Annotated in this window: 14 protein-coding genes; 13 read left to right on the top strand and 1 reads right to left on the bottom strand. The window is 49.0% G+C overall.

Features of this window, described 5'->3' with window-relative positions; all coding sequences use genetic code 11:
- The first annotated feature begins 52 nt into the window (after nucleotides 1-52).
- From PPA03S_RS13170 to PPA03S_RS33930, 8 genes are all read left to right on the top strand, one after another.
- On the top strand, nucleotides 53-1,234 hold the full coding sequence (locus tag PPA03S_RS13170; protein ID WP_062323544.1) for a polysaccharide lyase 6 family protein: 1,182 nt from the start codon (nucleotides 53-55) through the stop codon (nucleotides 1,232-1,234).
- Nucleotides 1,235-1,255: 21 nt separating this feature from the next.
- On the top strand, nucleotides 1,256-3,610 hold the full coding sequence (locus tag PPA03S_RS13165) for an AraC family transcriptional regulator (protein WP_062323542.1): 2,355 nt from the start codon (nucleotides 1,256-1,258) through the stop codon (nucleotides 3,608-3,610).
- A 174-nt stretch (nucleotides 3,611-3,784) separates the two neighbouring features.
- A complete protein-coding gene (locus tag PPA03S_RS13160; RefSeq protein WP_062323541.1) occupies nucleotides 3,785-5,455 on the top strand; it encodes a type 2 periplasmic-binding domain-containing protein in 1,671 nt (556 codons plus the stop codon).
- Between the two features lie 102 nt (nucleotides 5,456-5,557).
- Nucleotides 5,558-6,511, top strand: a complete 954-nt coding sequence (locus PPA03S_RS13155) for an ABC transporter permease (RefSeq protein WP_062323539.1) — start codon at nucleotides 5,558-5,560, stop codon at nucleotides 6,509-6,511.
- A 12-nt stretch (nucleotides 6,512-6,523) separates the two neighbouring features.
- On the top strand, nucleotides 6,524-7,399 hold the full coding sequence (locus tag PPA03S_RS13150) for a carbohydrate ABC transporter permease (protein WP_062323537.1): 876 nt from the start codon (nucleotides 6,524-6,526) through the stop codon (nucleotides 7,397-7,399).
- A gap of 21 nt (nucleotides 7,400-7,420) precedes the next feature.
- Nucleotides 7,421-8,551, top strand: a complete 1,131-nt coding sequence (locus tag PPA03S_RS13145) for a glycoside hydrolase family 88 protein (RefSeq protein WP_062323535.1) — start codon at nucleotides 7,421-7,423, stop codon at nucleotides 8,549-8,551.
- A gap of 141 nt (nucleotides 8,552-8,692) precedes the next feature.
- A complete protein-coding gene (locus tag PPA03S_RS13140; protein ID WP_062323533.1) occupies nucleotides 8,693-10,993 on the top strand; it encodes a chondroitinase-B domain-containing protein in 2,301 nt (766 codons plus the stop codon).
- A 226-nt stretch (nucleotides 10,994-11,219) separates the two neighbouring features.
- Nucleotides 11,220-11,531 (top strand): hypothetical protein, encoded by a 312-nt coding sequence (locus PPA03S_RS33930; RefSeq protein WP_245683603.1) that lies wholly within the window; start codon nucleotides 11,220-11,222, stop codon nucleotides 11,529-11,531.
- A gap of 3 nt (nucleotides 11,532-11,534) precedes the next feature.
- On the opposite strand, the gene PPA03S_RS34245 is transcribed toward PPA03S_RS33930, so the two are convergent.
- Complete coding sequence (locus PPA03S_RS34245) at nucleotides 11,535-11,669, bottom strand: hypothetical protein (RefSeq protein ID WP_281189049.1); 135 nt, start codon at nucleotides 11,667-11,669, stop codon at nucleotides 11,535-11,537.
- Nucleotides 11,670-11,700: 31 nt separating this feature from the next.
- Between PPA03S_RS34245 and PPA03S_RS33925 the strand changes: the two genes are divergently transcribed.
- From PPA03S_RS33925 to PPA03S_RS13120, 5 genes are all read left to right on the top strand, one after another.
- Nucleotides 11,701-12,171 carry a glycoside hydrolase family protein gene (locus PPA03S_RS33925; RefSeq protein WP_245683602.1) on the top strand — a complete coding sequence of 157 codons (471 nt, stop codon included), beginning with the start codon at nucleotides 11,701-11,703 and terminating at the stop codon, nucleotides 12,169-12,171.
- Nucleotides 12,172-12,311: 140 nt separating this feature from the next.
- Nucleotides 12,312-12,470 carry a hypothetical protein gene (locus tag PPA03S_RS33315; protein WP_167666027.1) on the top strand — a complete coding sequence of 53 codons (159 nt, stop codon included), beginning with the start codon at nucleotides 12,312-12,314 and terminating at the stop codon, nucleotides 12,468-12,470.
- Nucleotides 12,471-12,690: 220 nt separating this feature from the next.
- The gene (locus PPA03S_RS13130; protein WP_062323532.1) at nucleotides 12,691-13,278 is read left to right on the top strand and encodes an RNA polymerase sigma factor; all 588 of its coding nucleotides are present in this window, start codon (nucleotides 12,691-12,693) and stop codon (nucleotides 13,276-13,278) included.
- The gene (locus PPA03S_RS13125; protein WP_062323530.1) at nucleotides 13,239-14,261 is read left to right on the top strand and encodes a hypothetical protein; all 1,023 of its coding nucleotides are present in this window, start codon (nucleotides 13,239-13,241) and stop codon (nucleotides 14,259-14,261) included. Before PPA03S_RS13130 ends, PPA03S_RS13125 begins: the two co-directional genes overlap by 40 nt.
- Before the next feature lie 110 nt (nucleotides 14,262-14,371).
- On the top strand, nucleotides 14,372-14,929 hold the full coding sequence (locus PPA03S_RS13120) for a dihydrofolate reductase family protein (protein ID WP_062323526.1): 558 nt from the start codon (nucleotides 14,372-14,374) through the stop codon (nucleotides 14,927-14,929).
- Nucleotides 14,930-14,937 lie beyond the last annotated feature (8 nt).

Here is a 14,937-nt window from a genome sequence, read left to right as displayed (position 1 = left end):
CCTGCAGAGGCTGCGGATCATATCCGCCTATTCTATAGGAAGCAGGTGGAAAATGACTACTATTTATTGGGTATCGAGTAGCGACGAGTTGGCGGCAGCCATTGGCCAGGCAGAACCTGGTTCTTCGATCTTGTTGGCAGACGGCGTTTACGACCGGAATGAAGACTATATTATTGAAGGCAAAGTGGGATCGGACACCGCAATATTAAGCATTCGCGCTGTAAATAAAGGAAAAGCGACGATAACTGGAGAATCAAGTATACGCATCTTGAACTCTGCTTATGTAGAGGTATGGGGGCTGCATTTCCAGGTCGAGCAGCGCGAATCTATCATTCTGGACGGTTCGCGGTATGTGAGGATTGCGCGGAATAGATTTGAGCCGCGACAGGTTGGGACGGAGTATAGCCTGCTGTCTGTGATGGGAAGCGACAGCGGCTGGAACCGGATCGAACGCAACGAGTTCGGGCCAAAGGCCGACCTCGGACCGCTTGTTATTTTTGATGGCGACGGTGAACAAATCTCGCAGCATGATGTCATTGAATATAATTATTTTCATCATATAGGCCCGCGTGTCGTCAATGGACTTGAAGCGATCCGGCTCGGTCTGTCCGGCATCTCTCTCTCGAACGGCTATATTACAATTCAACACAACCTGTTTGAAAATTGCGACGGAGAGCCCGAGATTATTTCGGTAAAAAGCTGCTATAATACAGTTCGGTACAACACATTCCTTAACTCCGCCGGCCAAGTGACAGCGCGTCACGGACATGGTAATCGTTTTCATAATAATGTATTTATCGGCGATGGTGTGAAGGAAGAAATGGGCGGATTTCGCATTTACGGCAACGACCATCACATTTTTGATAATTATATGGAAAACTTGACGTTGGATCCGCTGCTCATTGACGGCGGCAACTACGATGGCGGACCGGATGGCTATCCCGAGGCGCCAACGCAGGAGGAACTGAGAAAACATTGGCGCGTCTATCGCGCCAGTGTAGTGAATAATACGATTGTCAATTGTCGTCACGGTATTACGCTCGGCAAGCGGGTTCCTTATGCGCCGGAGCAATGTGTAATCGCTTACAACCGAATATGCGGCAAGAAGCAGCCGGCCATCTATGAATACCGGCCGTCTCCGGCGGTTTGTATTAACAATCATAAAGCGGATGTCGCGGATGTTCGTTGTCCGGCTATTCGGACAAGAAATGACGTCGGTCCCGACTCCGACTAAAGCTAACATGGAGGAGAATCTATGGCCCAAACTCGAAACCGGTGGACAATCTATCTGAAGCAGCTCCGGCATAAAAATCGCAGCGTATTCCTGACCTGGATGCTTTCCTACGTCTCCGTGCTGCTCGTGCCCATTCTGATCAGTGGCGTTATATACGGCGCGACGCTGAACGTTGTAAAGGCTGAAATTAACCGTGCCAACCAATCTATTCTTCTTCAGATGGAGCAAGCCATAGATAGCCAGTTCAAAGGAATCGAGAATCTAAGCCTCGAGGTGAGCCTCAACAGGCGAATCGCCGCATTTATTTCGGCTGATACCAATTTGTCTGATTCGGACCACTACGATATATATCAAATCGCTAATGATTTGCGCGTATACGAAATCGCTAACGATTTTCTTGAAGGCATTTATATTTATTACAAAAATAGCGATACGGTCATCGCCCGCAACAATCGTATGAACATCGAAGCGTTATACGACCATATTCGCCTTGAAGAGCATATGCCGTTCCAGTCGTTTCGAGAATATTTTGACCAATGGTACATTAAAGGCTACGACTCCGTTGTTGTGTCTGAAGAGAATGAGTGGAGGCCTACGGTCATGTATGCCCAAAATGTAAACTCAACAATCATGAATCAACCTGGAGCTGTCTTACTGTTTATGATTGACCGCAGCAAGCTGCTGGAGCAAGCTTCGGCGCCTGAGAAAGGTACGATCTTTATTCTGGATGAAGACAACCGGTTCATTGCGTCTACGGGCGAGTCGCTGTCGGAACCTGCTCTACTATACGGCGATATGCCGGGAGAATCGGGACAACTTGAGATCGAGACGGCCGGTCGCCGGCTTGTTGCATCCTACACAACCTCATCCATTACGGGATGGAAATATGTGATGACGCTGCCGACGAACGTATATCACCAGAAGATGAACGTGGTAGAGCAATTGACGATTGCCAGCATCTTGCTTTGTCTTATTGTTGGCGGTGGCGTGACGTATTGGCTCCTCAAGCGAAACTACCTGCCAATCCATGCGCTGATTCAGAACTTGTCGTTCAAGGCGGGTTTTACCTTTGATCGCGGCTCCAATGAATTCTCCTTTCTGGAGCAGGCGCTGAGCAGTACCTTCCATGAGAAGGAGGAGCTTCATTACAAGCTGAATCAGCATAACAATACACTTAGATCGCACTTTTTGCAGCGGCTGCTGAAGGGGCAACTCGACAGCCATATCCCGTTGCATGAATCGTTCTCAGCCTATGATCTGCATTTCCCGCTGGGCGGATTTTCTGTTATTTTGCTGCGCATCGAGCATTTCGGCAAGTTCCATTGGAAGGATGAGGATCAGGTCTATAACAAGCGGTTGCTGCACTTTCTGATCGCGAATGTGGTCGAGGAGGTCGCGCGAAAGTCAGTAAACGCCTATGCGGTAGAGCTGGACCAGCAGTTGCTCGCCTGCATCGTCAACCATCAGCTTGCATCGCTGGCGGAGCAGCGGGAGGAGCTGGGGCACATCGCGGAAGAAACGATGTCGTTCATCTCCAATCATGCCCATGTCCAGTTGACCGCTGCTATCAGTGCGCAACAGGAGGGCGAATATGGCATCTTCCAGGCGTTCCAGGAAGCGATCGAGGCGATGGAATACCGTATCATTGCAGGCAGCGGGGGCATTATTCATTATGGGGACCTGAGCGGCAACGACAACCCAGGGGCTGCTCCAGGTGGTTATTTTTATCCGCTCAAGGCCGAGCAGCAATTGATCGTTATGGTTCGCGAAGGGCAGCTCGATAAGGCGAAAGCGTTCGTCGGGGAGATCGTTCAGAAAAATGTGACGACGGAGCCGTTTCCTTTTCATACAGCCAAATGTCTCATGTTTGATCTAATGGCTACGCTGCAAAAAGTAATCGGTGAAATCCGCATCGCGGGCAAGCCGGATATGCCTGACGGAGTGCGCGCCATCGAACGCCTGATGCAATGCCAGACGGTAGGGGAGATGCGCAGCCAGCTTTACGATATGCTAGAGCTTCTGTGCGACTACGTTAATAATAACCGTGAATACTGCAGCAATCCGCTAATCGATAAGGTCATGAAATATGTCAACGAGTATTACCAGGACGAGAACCTGAACATTTCGATGATCGGGGAAGCTTTCTCCATGACGCCGTCATATGTTTCCAAACTGTTCAAGGATATAGCCGGCGAATCTCTGCTCGATTATATTAACAAGACGCGGCTGGTGCAGGCCAAATTGCTGCTTATTAGCAGGGAATATACGGTCAGCGAAATATCGCTGAAGGTTGGTTACAACGATGTGAATACCTTCCACCGCATATTCAAAAAATTTGAAGGGATAACGCCCGGGCGCTACAGGGAAGTCAAGTAGCTCTCGGGCTTTTCTTTTCAAGAAAAAGTGGTAAACATGTGGTTTTGTTACCCTCATTTTTGAGAAAATGAAGTATATTTTAGGTTTTAACGATGGCTTGAGGCGCTGGATTAACGTTATGTTGAAAGCGTATTCAAACCAACTTATTCGAGACGAAAAGAACGGAGGGGCTCAATGGCGAAAAATCGCAACGGCAAGATTCGTAAAAGGCTGCAGCTCACACTGGGGATCGTAATGGTACTTTCATTGTTGTTAACCGCATGCTCCAGTAATGGGGGCTTCGGAAACAAGGTTAAGACAGAGCCGACTCAAAGCGCCGTCAGCAATAAGGGAGGCGATGGAGTAAGCAAAGGCAACGAGGGATCGGATAAGCCGGTGTATCCGCTGGATACGAAAGATACTTTCTCGTACTGGGCTCCAATCAACGGAAACCTGATTACATTTACAACGAATCTGGCGGAAGCGCCGATCGGGAAGGCCATTGCAGAAGCTACCGGCGTGAAAGTGAACTACATCCACCCGACCGACGGTCAAGCTGAAGAGCAGTTTAATTTGTTGCTGGCTTCCAGCAAGCTGCCGGATGTGCTGGAGTACGACTGGACTATTTATCCGGGTGGACCGGAGAAGGCGATTTCAGACGGGGTTATCGTACCGCTAAACGATTTGATCGACCAATATGCGCCTAACCTGAAGAAGATGCTGGAAGCTAATCCGGAGCTGGACAAAATGGTCAAAACTGACAGTGGCCAATATTACGTCTTCCCGATGGTGCGTAACGCGGAAGGATTAGTCTTCCGCGGACCAATGCTGCGCAAAGATTGGTTGGATGAGCTGGGGCTGCAATTGCCTGTAACGATAGACGATTGGCATAAGGTTCTGACGGCGTTCAAAGAGAAAAAAGGCGCCGTAGCACCGCTGACGGCGCTATACGCGAACAAAATGAATTTACAGGACGCGTTCTTCGGCGCATACAAAACCTCGCACGGCTTCTATATTGACGACCAAGGCAAAGTGAAATACGGCCCGTTAGATCCTCAATACAAGGATGTTATGGCGTTGTTCCGCCAGTGGTATTCCGAAGGGCTGATTGATAAAGACTTCCCGATCGTCGAGCGCAACACGCTGGATAAGCGGCTTCTGAACGGCGAGTCCGGCGCTACTGTTTTCCTGCTGGGCGGCGGCATGGGCAAATGGCTGGAGTCCGGCAAAGCCCAAAATCCGGCTTTTGATCTCGTAGCGGCTCCTTATCCGGTATTGAACGCAGGCGAAAAACCGTTCATCGGACAGCTCGATTTCAAATATAACCCGAAAGCAAGCGCGGCCGTGACAACATCGGCGAAAGACCTGGAAACGATCGTAAAATGGCTGGACTTCGCATTTAGCGAGCAAGGAACCATGGTATACAACTTCGGCGTTGAAGGCGAAAGCTACACGATGGACAACGGGGTTCCGAAATTTACCGATATGATCGTAAAAAACGATAAGTACACTTCACAGCAGATGTTGGCGCAATATACAGTTCCCAACGGTCCATTTCCGATGCATGAGCAAAAAACGACCAACACGTTCCCACAACAGGACGAGGCGATCCAGATTTGGTCGGAGACCGATGCGGCGAAACATATTTTGCCCGCGTTCATTACGCCTACTGTAGATGAGAGCAAGAAGGTAGCGCAGACGATGACGGCAATTAATACGTATCTGGAAGAAATGTTCATCAAATTTGTAATGGGCAACGAGCCGCTCGACAAGTTCGACAGCTTTGTGAAGCAGCTGGAAGATATGGGGATACGCGATGTAATCGACATCTATCAAGGCGCCTTGGATCGCTACAACAACAGATAACTCCATGTATCGTCCCATGGTTGGCTGCAGGCTGCCGTGGGGCAAGGGAATGGTGCAGCATCCCCTCCCGATGATGCTGGATGTGGATAGGAGGAGTAGGAGATGGCTCAGTTGAAGCTGGGACGCAGCAAAGTCACGCATGCCGGTCGTCTGCCGCTTAATATCGCGAAAGACATGGTTAAGAACAAGTATTTGTACATCATGCTTACTCCTGTTTTGTTATATTTCATTATTTTCCATTATATCCCGATGTACGGTTCGATTATTGCGTTCAAGGATTTTAACCCCCGGCTTGGAATTGGGGGCAGCGCGTGGGTAGGACTGGAGCATTTCAAAGACTTTTTTGGCGGGATGTATTTTTGGCGGGTGTTTAAAAACACTTTGATGATTAGCTTGTACGATCTCATCTTCGGTTTTCCCGCTCCGCTTATTCTCGCCCTGTTGCTTAATGAGGTGAAAAATGCGCTGTTCAAGCGTTCGGTTCAGACGATTACTTATTTGCCGCACTTTATTTCGCTTGTCATTATTTGCGGTATGATCAAGGATTTTACGAGCAGTGACGGCGTCATCAACGATATTATCGCATTTTTCGGCGGTGAGCGGGTTACGATGCTACTGGAACCGTCTTTTTTCCGGACAATCTTCGTTTCGTCGAATATATGGCAGCATATAGGCTGGGGTACAATTATTTATTTGGCCGCGCTGTCAGCGATCGATCTTGAGCAATATGAAGCTTGCAAGATCGACGGGGCTGGACGTTGGAAGCAGATGCTTCATGTTACTCTACCCGGTCTGCTCCCCGTGTTCTTTATATTACTCATCCTGGACATTGGCCGAATTATGAGCGTTGGCTTCGAGAAAGTTATTCTGTTGTACAACCCGACTACCTATGTGACAGCTGATGTCATTTCCTCGTATGTGTACCGGATCGGGCTTCAAGATTTTCAATTCAGTTTCAGCTCCGCTGTCGGATTATTCAACTCCGTGATTAACTTCGCGCTTGTTATCGGCTCCAATTGGATAAGCCGGAAGTTGAACAATACGGGTTTGTGGTAGAGGAGGGTTAATATGCGAGTAAGCTTGGGTGAACATTTATTCCGGGTTTGCAATACGCTGTTTTTGTCCGCGCTCATGATTGTAACAATGTACCCAATTCTATACGTGGCATTTGCTTCATTCAGCGAACCAGCGCTGATGATGGCGCATAAGGGCTTTCTTTGGAAGCCGCTGGGCTTCTCGCTTGAAACATATGGGGCGGTATTCAGCAACCCGATGATCCTGCTCGGCTACCGCAACACGTTATTTATTGTCATTGTAGGCGTGGCTCTCAATTTGCTGCTTACTTCCTTTGCCGCATACGCCTTGTCCAGAAAAACGTTGCAATATCGCAAGCAGCTTACGTTGTTTATCGTGTTTACCATGTTTTTCAGCGGTGGATTAATTCCGTTCTACTTGCTGGTCAGAGGGCTGGGCATTACAGATACGCTGTGGGCGCTTATCCTGCCTACCGCAATAAGCGCATTTAACCTCATTATCATGCGAACATCGTTCGAGGCAGTGCCGGATGCGCTGGAAGAGTCGGCCAAGATCGACGGCGCCAACGACTTTGGCATTCTGTTCCGCATCTTCCTGCCGCTATGCAAACCCGTGCTTGCAGTGGTAGGCCTGTATTACGGAGTAAGCCACTGGAACTCCTGGTTTAACGCAATGATCTTCCTTCAGGATCGGTCTTTATATCCGTTGCAATTGATCCTACGAGAAATTTTGATTATTGGCGAGGCAAACTCCATGGCGGAAGGAGCCTCCCAGGATGAGATCATTATATTGGGCGAGACATTGAAATACGCCACGATTATGGTAGCAACCCTTCCCATTTTTCTGGTCTATCCGTTTTTGCAAAAGTATTTCGTGAAAGGCGCCTTGATCGGTGCCATTAAAGGTTAGGAAAAGGGGTGTAATACAGAGATGAGTAATGAAAATGTGAAACTGAAACCATCCGAGCTGAAGGCTTGGTGGGATAAAGTGAAGATTAAAGTTGATCATATGATCGAAGCGGGCTGGACAGAAGCGCCGCATGTTTCGGCGGCGGGCAAATATGACCAGATCAAAGTGGATCAGTGGATTTCGGGCTTCTGGCCGGGCATTCTATGGATTCTGTACGATATGACCGGCGAGAAACGTTATCGGGAGGAGGCAGAGCCCTGGGACGAACGCATGGAGCAATGTTACTTGCGGGACAACCATTTCCACCACGACGTCGGCTTTCAGTTTCTGCCGACATCGGTTATCCGCTACAAGCTGACCGGCGACCCGGACGCTCGGCGGCGCGGGCTGTTCGCCGCCAACTATCTGGCGGGCAGGTACAACCCGGCAGGACAGTTCATTCGAGCCTGGCCCCGCAACCAGACGGGTTGGTCGATCATCGATTCGATGATGAATTTACCGCTTCTGTTCTGGGCGAGTGAGGAAAGCGATGATCCGCGCTTCAAACATATTGCGGTTGCCCATGCAGATATGGTGCTTCGCTCATTCATCCGAGGCGACGGCTCGGTGCATCATATCGTTATCTTCAATCCGGAGACGGGCGAAGTGGAGCGTTATGACGGCGGACAGGGCTTCGCGCCGCAATCGTCCTGGTCGCGGGGCCAGGCTTGGGCGCTCTACGGGATGAGCTGTGCTTACCGGTATACGGGAGAAGTGCGTTACTTGAATGCGGCCAAGGGAGTGGCGCATTATTTCATCAGCGCGTTGGCGGAAGACGATGTGCCGCATTGGGATTTCCGTGCGGCGACCGATTTGACGGACGAGCCGCGCGACACCTCGGCGGCGAGCTGCGCAGCATCTGGCTTGATCGATATTGCGTCGCAGGTGGCACCTGAGGAAGCCGCTTTATATCAGCGCGCGGCCACGCGCATTCTTCGCTCGCTGTCGGATAACTACAGTGCGCTCGACAAGCCGGAGTATGAAGGTATCCTGCTCGGCGCAACCGGTCATAAGCCAGTCAATACCAACATCAACGTATCGCTTATTTACGGCGATTACTATTATATTGAAGCTTTGGCGAAGAGCAAAGGCTGGAGCCAGCATGTTTTTTAAGCGGGATCAAAGGCATACTCACGAAGCCAGGAGGACAGGAATCTCCTCCGGGCTTCCGTATTCTTGAGAGGAGGTGCCGGACGGAACGAAGGGAATGATTCAATAACCATCATTTCATAATGGAAAGGATGAAAAAGAATTATGGGAACCGGAACCAAAAGTGTGACGTTCATTATTTTGATCTGTATGCTGGTTGCGTTAATGCCGGGTACGGCGAGGGCGGCTGATACGAAGTTCACAATTGGCAGCTCCGACGTGACGGCGAGCGGAGATGACGGCAACGTTCCAGCCAATACGGTGGACGGCGATTTCTTAACACGTTGGTCGGCGAATGGCGACATGCAATGGATCCAGTACGATTTGGGCGTAAATCGCAAACTGTCTTTCATCAAAATTGCATTTCTGAATGGGTCAAGCCGCACTTCTACTTTTGATATTTTGACGTCTAGGGACGGTTCCACCTTTACGACCGTCAGCAGCGGAGTTGTAAGCAGCAATGTGGAAGGTCTACAAACGTTCGATTTTCCGGATGTCGATTCTACCCGCTATGTGAGGATCGTTGGGCACGGCAATTCCTCCAACCTGTGGAACAGCTATTCTGAAGTTGAACTCTACGGCACCGCGAGCGAATCTCCGCCAGGCGCAAGCAAGTTCGCGATTACCGTGCCACAACTTATGGCCAGCGGAGATGATGGCAATATCGTCGCGTATACAATCGACGGCGATCTTAACACGCGCTGGTCAGCGAGTGGAGAGGGGGAGTGGGTCCAATACGACCTTGGATCGAGCAAGCGGATAGAATACGTGAAGATCGCCTTCACCAACGGGGCGGAACGAACTTTCGCTTTTGATATCCAGACTTCATATGATGGCTACAACTTCAGTACAGTGCTTTCGGGAGCAGTCAGCAGTCAGAGCAACAGCTTGCAGACGTTTGATTTTGCCGATGTTGCCCCTGTCCGCTACGTTCGTATTGTTGGCCATGGCAACTCGGTGAACGCCTGGAACAGCTTTGCCGAGGTCGAAATTTATGGTAGCGATTCAAGCGGCAGCGGTAGCGAAGGGGCGGTCGTCGAAGTTAACACTTCCACGCAGTTGGCTACCGAGCTTGCAACCGCTACGGCGGGTAAAACGATTGTGTTGGCAAACGGCACGTATTCACATACAAGCCCATTTTCTGTTCAGAACAAAAACGGCACTGCCAACGCGCCAATCGTCATTAAAGCGAAAAACCGCGGTCAGGCTATCATATCAGGAGCGTCAGGCTTCCGCCTCGAGAACTCCTCGCATGTGGTGATGGACGGATTAAAGTTTACGAACACAAGCAATGGCGCAGTGGTGTTGGAAGGCTCGCACCATGTTCGACTGACCCGTAATACGTTTGCGCTTCCAAGCTCGGGGAGCGGCCTGATGTGGCTGCAAGTGCGGGGCATGAACAGCCATCATAACCGCATCGACCGGAATGACTTCGGACTGAAGAGCGACACCGAACCGCTGATCGCTTACGAAGGACAGGACGGCTCAGGGCAAATTTCGCAAAACGATATTATCGAATACAACTATTTCCATGATGTAGGCTCATGGGTAGCTAACGGCAAAGAGACAATTCGTCTCGGCTTGTCAGGTCTTACGCTATCCCACGGCTATAATACGATACAATACAATGTATTTCAGAATTGCGATGGAGAGCCAGAAATCGTTTCGGTCAAGAGCAGTAGCAACTCGGTGCGCTTCAATACATTCCACACGTCCAAGGGCAGCCTGACTCTGCGGCATGGCCATAACAACAGCGTATATGGAAACTTCTTCCTCGGGGACGGCGTGGAGTCGGATCAGGAAGGCATCCGGATGTTCGGCAATGACCATAAGATTTATAACAACTACTTTGAGAATTTGACTGGCGAAGCAATCTACTTGCCTAACGGCGACTTCGACGGCGGTACTGGAGGCTCCCCTCCAAGTCCGACGGTCGAAGAATTGCGTAAACAATGGAAAATTTACCGGGCGCTTATCGTCAACAATACGATTGTAAACAGCAAAACCGGTATCGTCATCGGATCAGGCAAAGCGTATGCTCCACAGGATTCCGTTGTGGCAAACAATATCGTATACAACAGCACCGGCACGCTTTATTACGAGACCGTGACAACGAATACGCTGTTCCAAGGCAATATCGGGTTTGGCAGCACGATTAGTAACAGATTGCGGAGCTCGGAGCAGATCCGAAATATCAATCCGCTCCTGACTGCGGTGAGCGGTATTCAGAAACTGTCCGCGAGCAGCCCGGCAATTGATGCAGCTGTGGGGACATACGCGTTCGTGCTGGCGGATATGGACGGGCAAATGCGGGCGATAGCAGATGTGGGGGCGGACGAATATTCCGGGGCATCTCTACTGAATCGCCCGCTCGCGGCCGGCGATGTGGGGCTGAATACGCCTTAGGATCGATATATGTGCAAGCATGCCGGCGGTTGGTTCGCTGGTATGACTATGTCGAGTCTATTGATGTATGGAACAGTCCTGTTTTTCACTTCATATGGAAGGATGGGAGACCATGTTTCACAGCAAATATGGAGCAGCGGGAAAAAACGAGGTGACTGTACATGCATACTAGCACAATGTTGCCGGCTCCGCGTGGCGGCGGCTTCCGTATGGAAGGTTATTGGGTATGGTGCGGTTCCGTCGTGCAGGGCGAGGACGGAAAATTCCATATGTTTGCCTCGCGCTGGCCGAAGACACTGCCGATGCATCCCGGTTGGATGACGGCTTCAGAGATTGTCAGGGCAGACTCGGATACCCCCGAGGGACCGTACCGATTCTGCGAGGTGGCGCTTCCGGCGAGGGGAGCGGAATATTGGGACGGACGCTGCACGCACAACCCTCATATCGTCAAGCACAACAACAAATATTTGCTTTATTATACGGGTTCGACCCATCCGCTAAGCGATCCAGAGCCGCCCGGGAGTTTCGGGTTAACTGATCCTCAATGCATCGTGGCAAGGGCGAACAAACGGGTAGGTCTGGCTATAGCGGACAGCGTTTTGGGCCCGTGGCGCAGAGCGGACCAACCGATATTACCAACACGTCCCGGCCGATTCGATAGCTTTCTGACCTCCAATCCGGCTCCGTGTGTCCGGGAGGACGGTTCCGTGCTGCTGATCTACAAAGCACGTCACTACGAAGGCAACCTGCATGGCGGCATGACGATTGGCGTTGCGTATGCGGATCACTACGAGGGGCTGTACCGGGTGTTGAGTGACGAGCCGGTGTTTCCTCCAGAGTTGTTCCATATCGAAGACCCTTTCATCTGGCAAACAAACGAAGGATACAATTTGATCGCCAAAGATATGGAAGGGCATCTATGCGGAGAAAAATACGGCGGCATCTACGCCGAGTCGCCGGACGGGCTGAAATGGAGCTTGCATGGGCAGCCGCAAGGCTATTCCCGGACCGTGCGTTGGGATGACGGCACGGTGCAGACGCTGGGCAATCTGGAGCGGCCGTTCCTGTTGTTCCAGAACGGCAAGCCGACTCATTTGTTCGCGGCCGTCTCGGACGGCAGTGATGGTTTTAAGGACGCTTCCGATACGTGGAACATGGTTGTACCTTTAAAGCAATGATTCACGGGGGGCTTTTACGATGATCAACTACGTGGCGTCCAAGCGAGCGCTATGCGACGAGGACGTATAACCGCTGCGGCAGAAATGGACTGAAGCTATCGGCGATTTCACTGGAGCTGTGGAAAATTCTGAACCGGTTCGTGGACAAGGGCAATACAGTCATCGTTATCGAGCATAGCCTTGACGTCATCAGTCAGGTGGATTGGATTATCGATATGTATCTGAAAAATCAAAGTGGAACCTTAATGAAAGGACCGGATAGCCGATTTCCGGAGGTTCAGTTCGTAACCTCGCTATAATAAATTACGGAATAGGTACAACGTTTGGCAACATAAGGCAGAATCATTTTATAATGAATATAGAAGGACACATGGATTCAACTCCGCGCATAGCGCGGTTTTTTGTTTTAGGTAACAGAACGGACAAAAAAATTTGCGAATAGTGTCCCTTTAGAACCACCTCGTTTGTTATACATATGTAAACTTCATCATGATCGCCTGGGAGGTGCCTTAAAGAGAAATGGATGAGGAAACCGAATATAGAATTAAAAGGGTTCAAGCGGGCGAGATTCAGGATTATGTCTACATCGTCCAAAAATACCAAAAACAGATTTTCACGTACTGTTGGAGGCTTCTTTCAAGCAGGCAGGAGGCCGAGGATGCGGTTCAGGACATCCTGGTCAAGGCCTATGAGAAAATCAACCTGTACAAGCCTAATGTGAATTTCTCCTCATGGTTATACAAAATGGCATATCATCACTGCATCAATATAATCCGCCGAAAGAAAATGCAACAGAAATGGAAGCTCGGCCTGGTTAACCCAAACCAAACCGCTAATAGTCCTGCGGAGATAATGGAACGCCAGCTGTTTAGCGAACCACTGAACCGGGCGCTCGGAAAATTAAATACCGTGGAACGGAACTTACTTGTTCTGCGCATTTATGAAGAGAAGTCGTTTGCAGAAATAGGTGAAATTCTGAACAAAAGCCCGGAATCTGTCAAGAAAAAGTATACGCGAACCAAAAACAAACTTAAAAAAATGATGAGCGAGTTAAAGGAGGAAGAAAAATGCCTGGATTACAACGTACTTCTCAAAACGAAAGTCTGAAAAAGATGGATCTTTTGACCGATGGGGAGCTCCAAGATATTGATGTCACAGACAAAGTCATGGCCCGAGTCCATAAGCTGGGACTTCGCAAGCGAGGAATGGATGCCAGAACACGAATGCGACCGAGAATCGCGGTTACCGGGCTGACCGCCCTGTTAGTTCTCGGCGTATCGGTGACAGGATACGCGACCTCACAATATGTTGAATTCCTCAACCAAAAAGGCGAGGTCGTTCTAAAAACTGCTGCCGCTAAAGAGCCGACGGACTTTGTTACGAAATATACGAACAGGCTGGGCGTTTACACGGAACAGGTTAAAGATCAACTGCAACCGGGTGAATATGCAGCCTATTATGTCAAAGATGATTTAATTAATAGCGCGGATAAGCTAAATCCCATAAAATTTGAATATAAATGGGTTGAACATAGAAATTTCAGCAGTTTTCAAGATGAAATGACTCGGACGCAGGCTCCCGTTTTGACAGCATTAACCCATCTGCCGGAAGGATACCAATTTGATTACGGATACGTGTATCCTGCCGATATGTTTACAAATCATCTCGAAGATCCTTCCTACTTGAAATTAGCAGATGACCTCATAAGACAATCCGAATCCTCGCTGGAAGAGGAAAGACTGTTTATCCAAAAACTGAATTGGGACAAGGCTGACTTCTCTTTAGCCCGCTATGTCAAAGGGAAGAATTATGTGAATGTTACCGCTACGCGACTGCTTCCGGACTCCAAGTTAACCATTTTTCAGGGGCATCAGGCTAAATCCGAGAAGCTGAACATTCAGGGCATGGAGGCCTATTACATTCAATCCGACCAATCCAGCGATCAGCAAACTGACTCCGGTACCCATCACCGAATTGGATGGAGGGACGAGCACAATCATTTGCTGTACGAAATTTATGATAACGCGGACAGCAGTCTACGAAAAGAAGATCTGGTCAGAATGGCTGAGGACTTACTTACATCTCGCTAGTATCAACATCCCTGCTGCGGTGGTGAAAGAAATTCCTATCTTAACTATGACACAGTTTGTCGTAAATTAGATCTATAATGAATCTATATTAACGAGAGGAGTAACACATCATGAAAAGAAGAATAATTTTAGATTTAGCAGTTACCCTAGATGGTTTTATTGAAGGTCCAAATGGTGAAGTTGATTGGTGCATTATGGACTCGGAGCTGGGCTTTATTCATTTTTTAAATCAAATTGATACCATTTTTTATGGGAGAAAAAGCTATGATTTATGGGGGCAATATACCCCGGAAGTTGACCATAGTGATATGGATGAAGAATTTTGGGGATTAGTCCATAGTAAAGAAAAATATGTGTTTTCCAGGTCACGAACAGGAACGGATAATAAAGCCATTTTCATAAACGATGATATTCTTGAAGAAGTGATTAAAATTAAAAATAAACCCGGTAAAGACATTTGGCTATATGGAGGAGCAAGTCTGATTACAACTTTTATCCATTTAGGACTTGTTGATGAATTAAGATTATCTGTTCACCCTGTTGTTTTAGGGGAAGGAAAACCACTGTTTGTTGATATAAAACAGAGGTTGAATCTAAAACTGGTTAATACAAGAACGTTCTCTTCAGGCGTTGTACAATTAATTTATCATATAGACGGGAACAAATAATATTGCCA

It is taken from the genome of Paenibacillus pabuli NBRC 13638 (assembly GCF_001514495.1).
Lineage (GTDB): Bacteria > Bacillota > Bacilli > Paenibacillales > Paenibacillaceae > Paenibacillus > Paenibacillus pabuli.
Note: the sequence above shows the minus strand (reverse complement) of the source record. Positions and strands in the feature narration are given on the sequence as shown.

What these genes read in the sequence shown, in the direction of transcription:
- PPA03S_RS13160 (WP_062323541.1), top strand. Translation starts at nt 3,785, where the DNA reads ATGGCGAAAAATCGCAACGGCAAGATTCGTAAAAGGCTGCAGCTCACA.
- PPA03S_RS13170 (WP_062323544.1), top strand. Translation starts at nt 53, where the DNA reads ATGACTACTATTTATTGGGTATCGAGTAGCGACGAGTTGGCGGCAGCC.
- PPA03S_RS13125 (WP_062323530.1), top strand. Translation starts at nt 13,239, where the DNA reads ATGCCTGGATTACAACGTACTTCTCAAAACGAAAGTCTGAAAAAGATG.
- PPA03S_RS13155 (WP_062323539.1), top strand. Translation starts at nt 5,558, where the DNA reads ATGGCTCAGTTGAAGCTGGGACGCAGCAAAGTCACGCATGCCGGTCGT.
- PPA03S_RS13165 (WP_062323542.1), top strand. Translation starts at nt 1,256, where the DNA reads ATGGCCCAAACTCGAAACCGGTGGACAATCTATCTGAAGCAGCTCCGG.
- PPA03S_RS13120 (WP_062323526.1), top strand. Translation starts at nt 14,372, where the DNA reads ATGAAAAGAAGAATAATTTTAGATTTAGCAGTTACCCTAGATGGTTTT.
- PPA03S_RS13145 (WP_062323535.1), top strand. Translation starts at nt 7,421, where the DNA reads ATGAGTAATGAAAATGTGAAACTGAAACCATCCGAGCTGAAGGCTTGG.
- PPA03S_RS33930 (WP_245683603.1), top strand. Translation starts at nt 11,220, where the DNA reads ATGGTGCGGTTCCGTCGTGCAGGGCGAGGACGGAAAATTCCATATGTT.
- PPA03S_RS13150 (WP_062323537.1), top strand. Translation starts at nt 6,524, where the DNA reads ATGCGAGTAAGCTTGGGTGAACATTTATTCCGGGTTTGCAATACGCTG.
- PPA03S_RS13130 (WP_062323532.1), top strand. Translation starts at nt 12,691, where the DNA reads ATGGATGAGGAAACCGAATATAGAATTAAAAGGGTTCAAGCGGGCGAG.
- PPA03S_RS13140 (WP_062323533.1), top strand. Translation starts at nt 8,693, where the DNA reads ATGGGAACCGGAACCAAAAGTGTGACGTTCATTATTTTGATCTGTATG.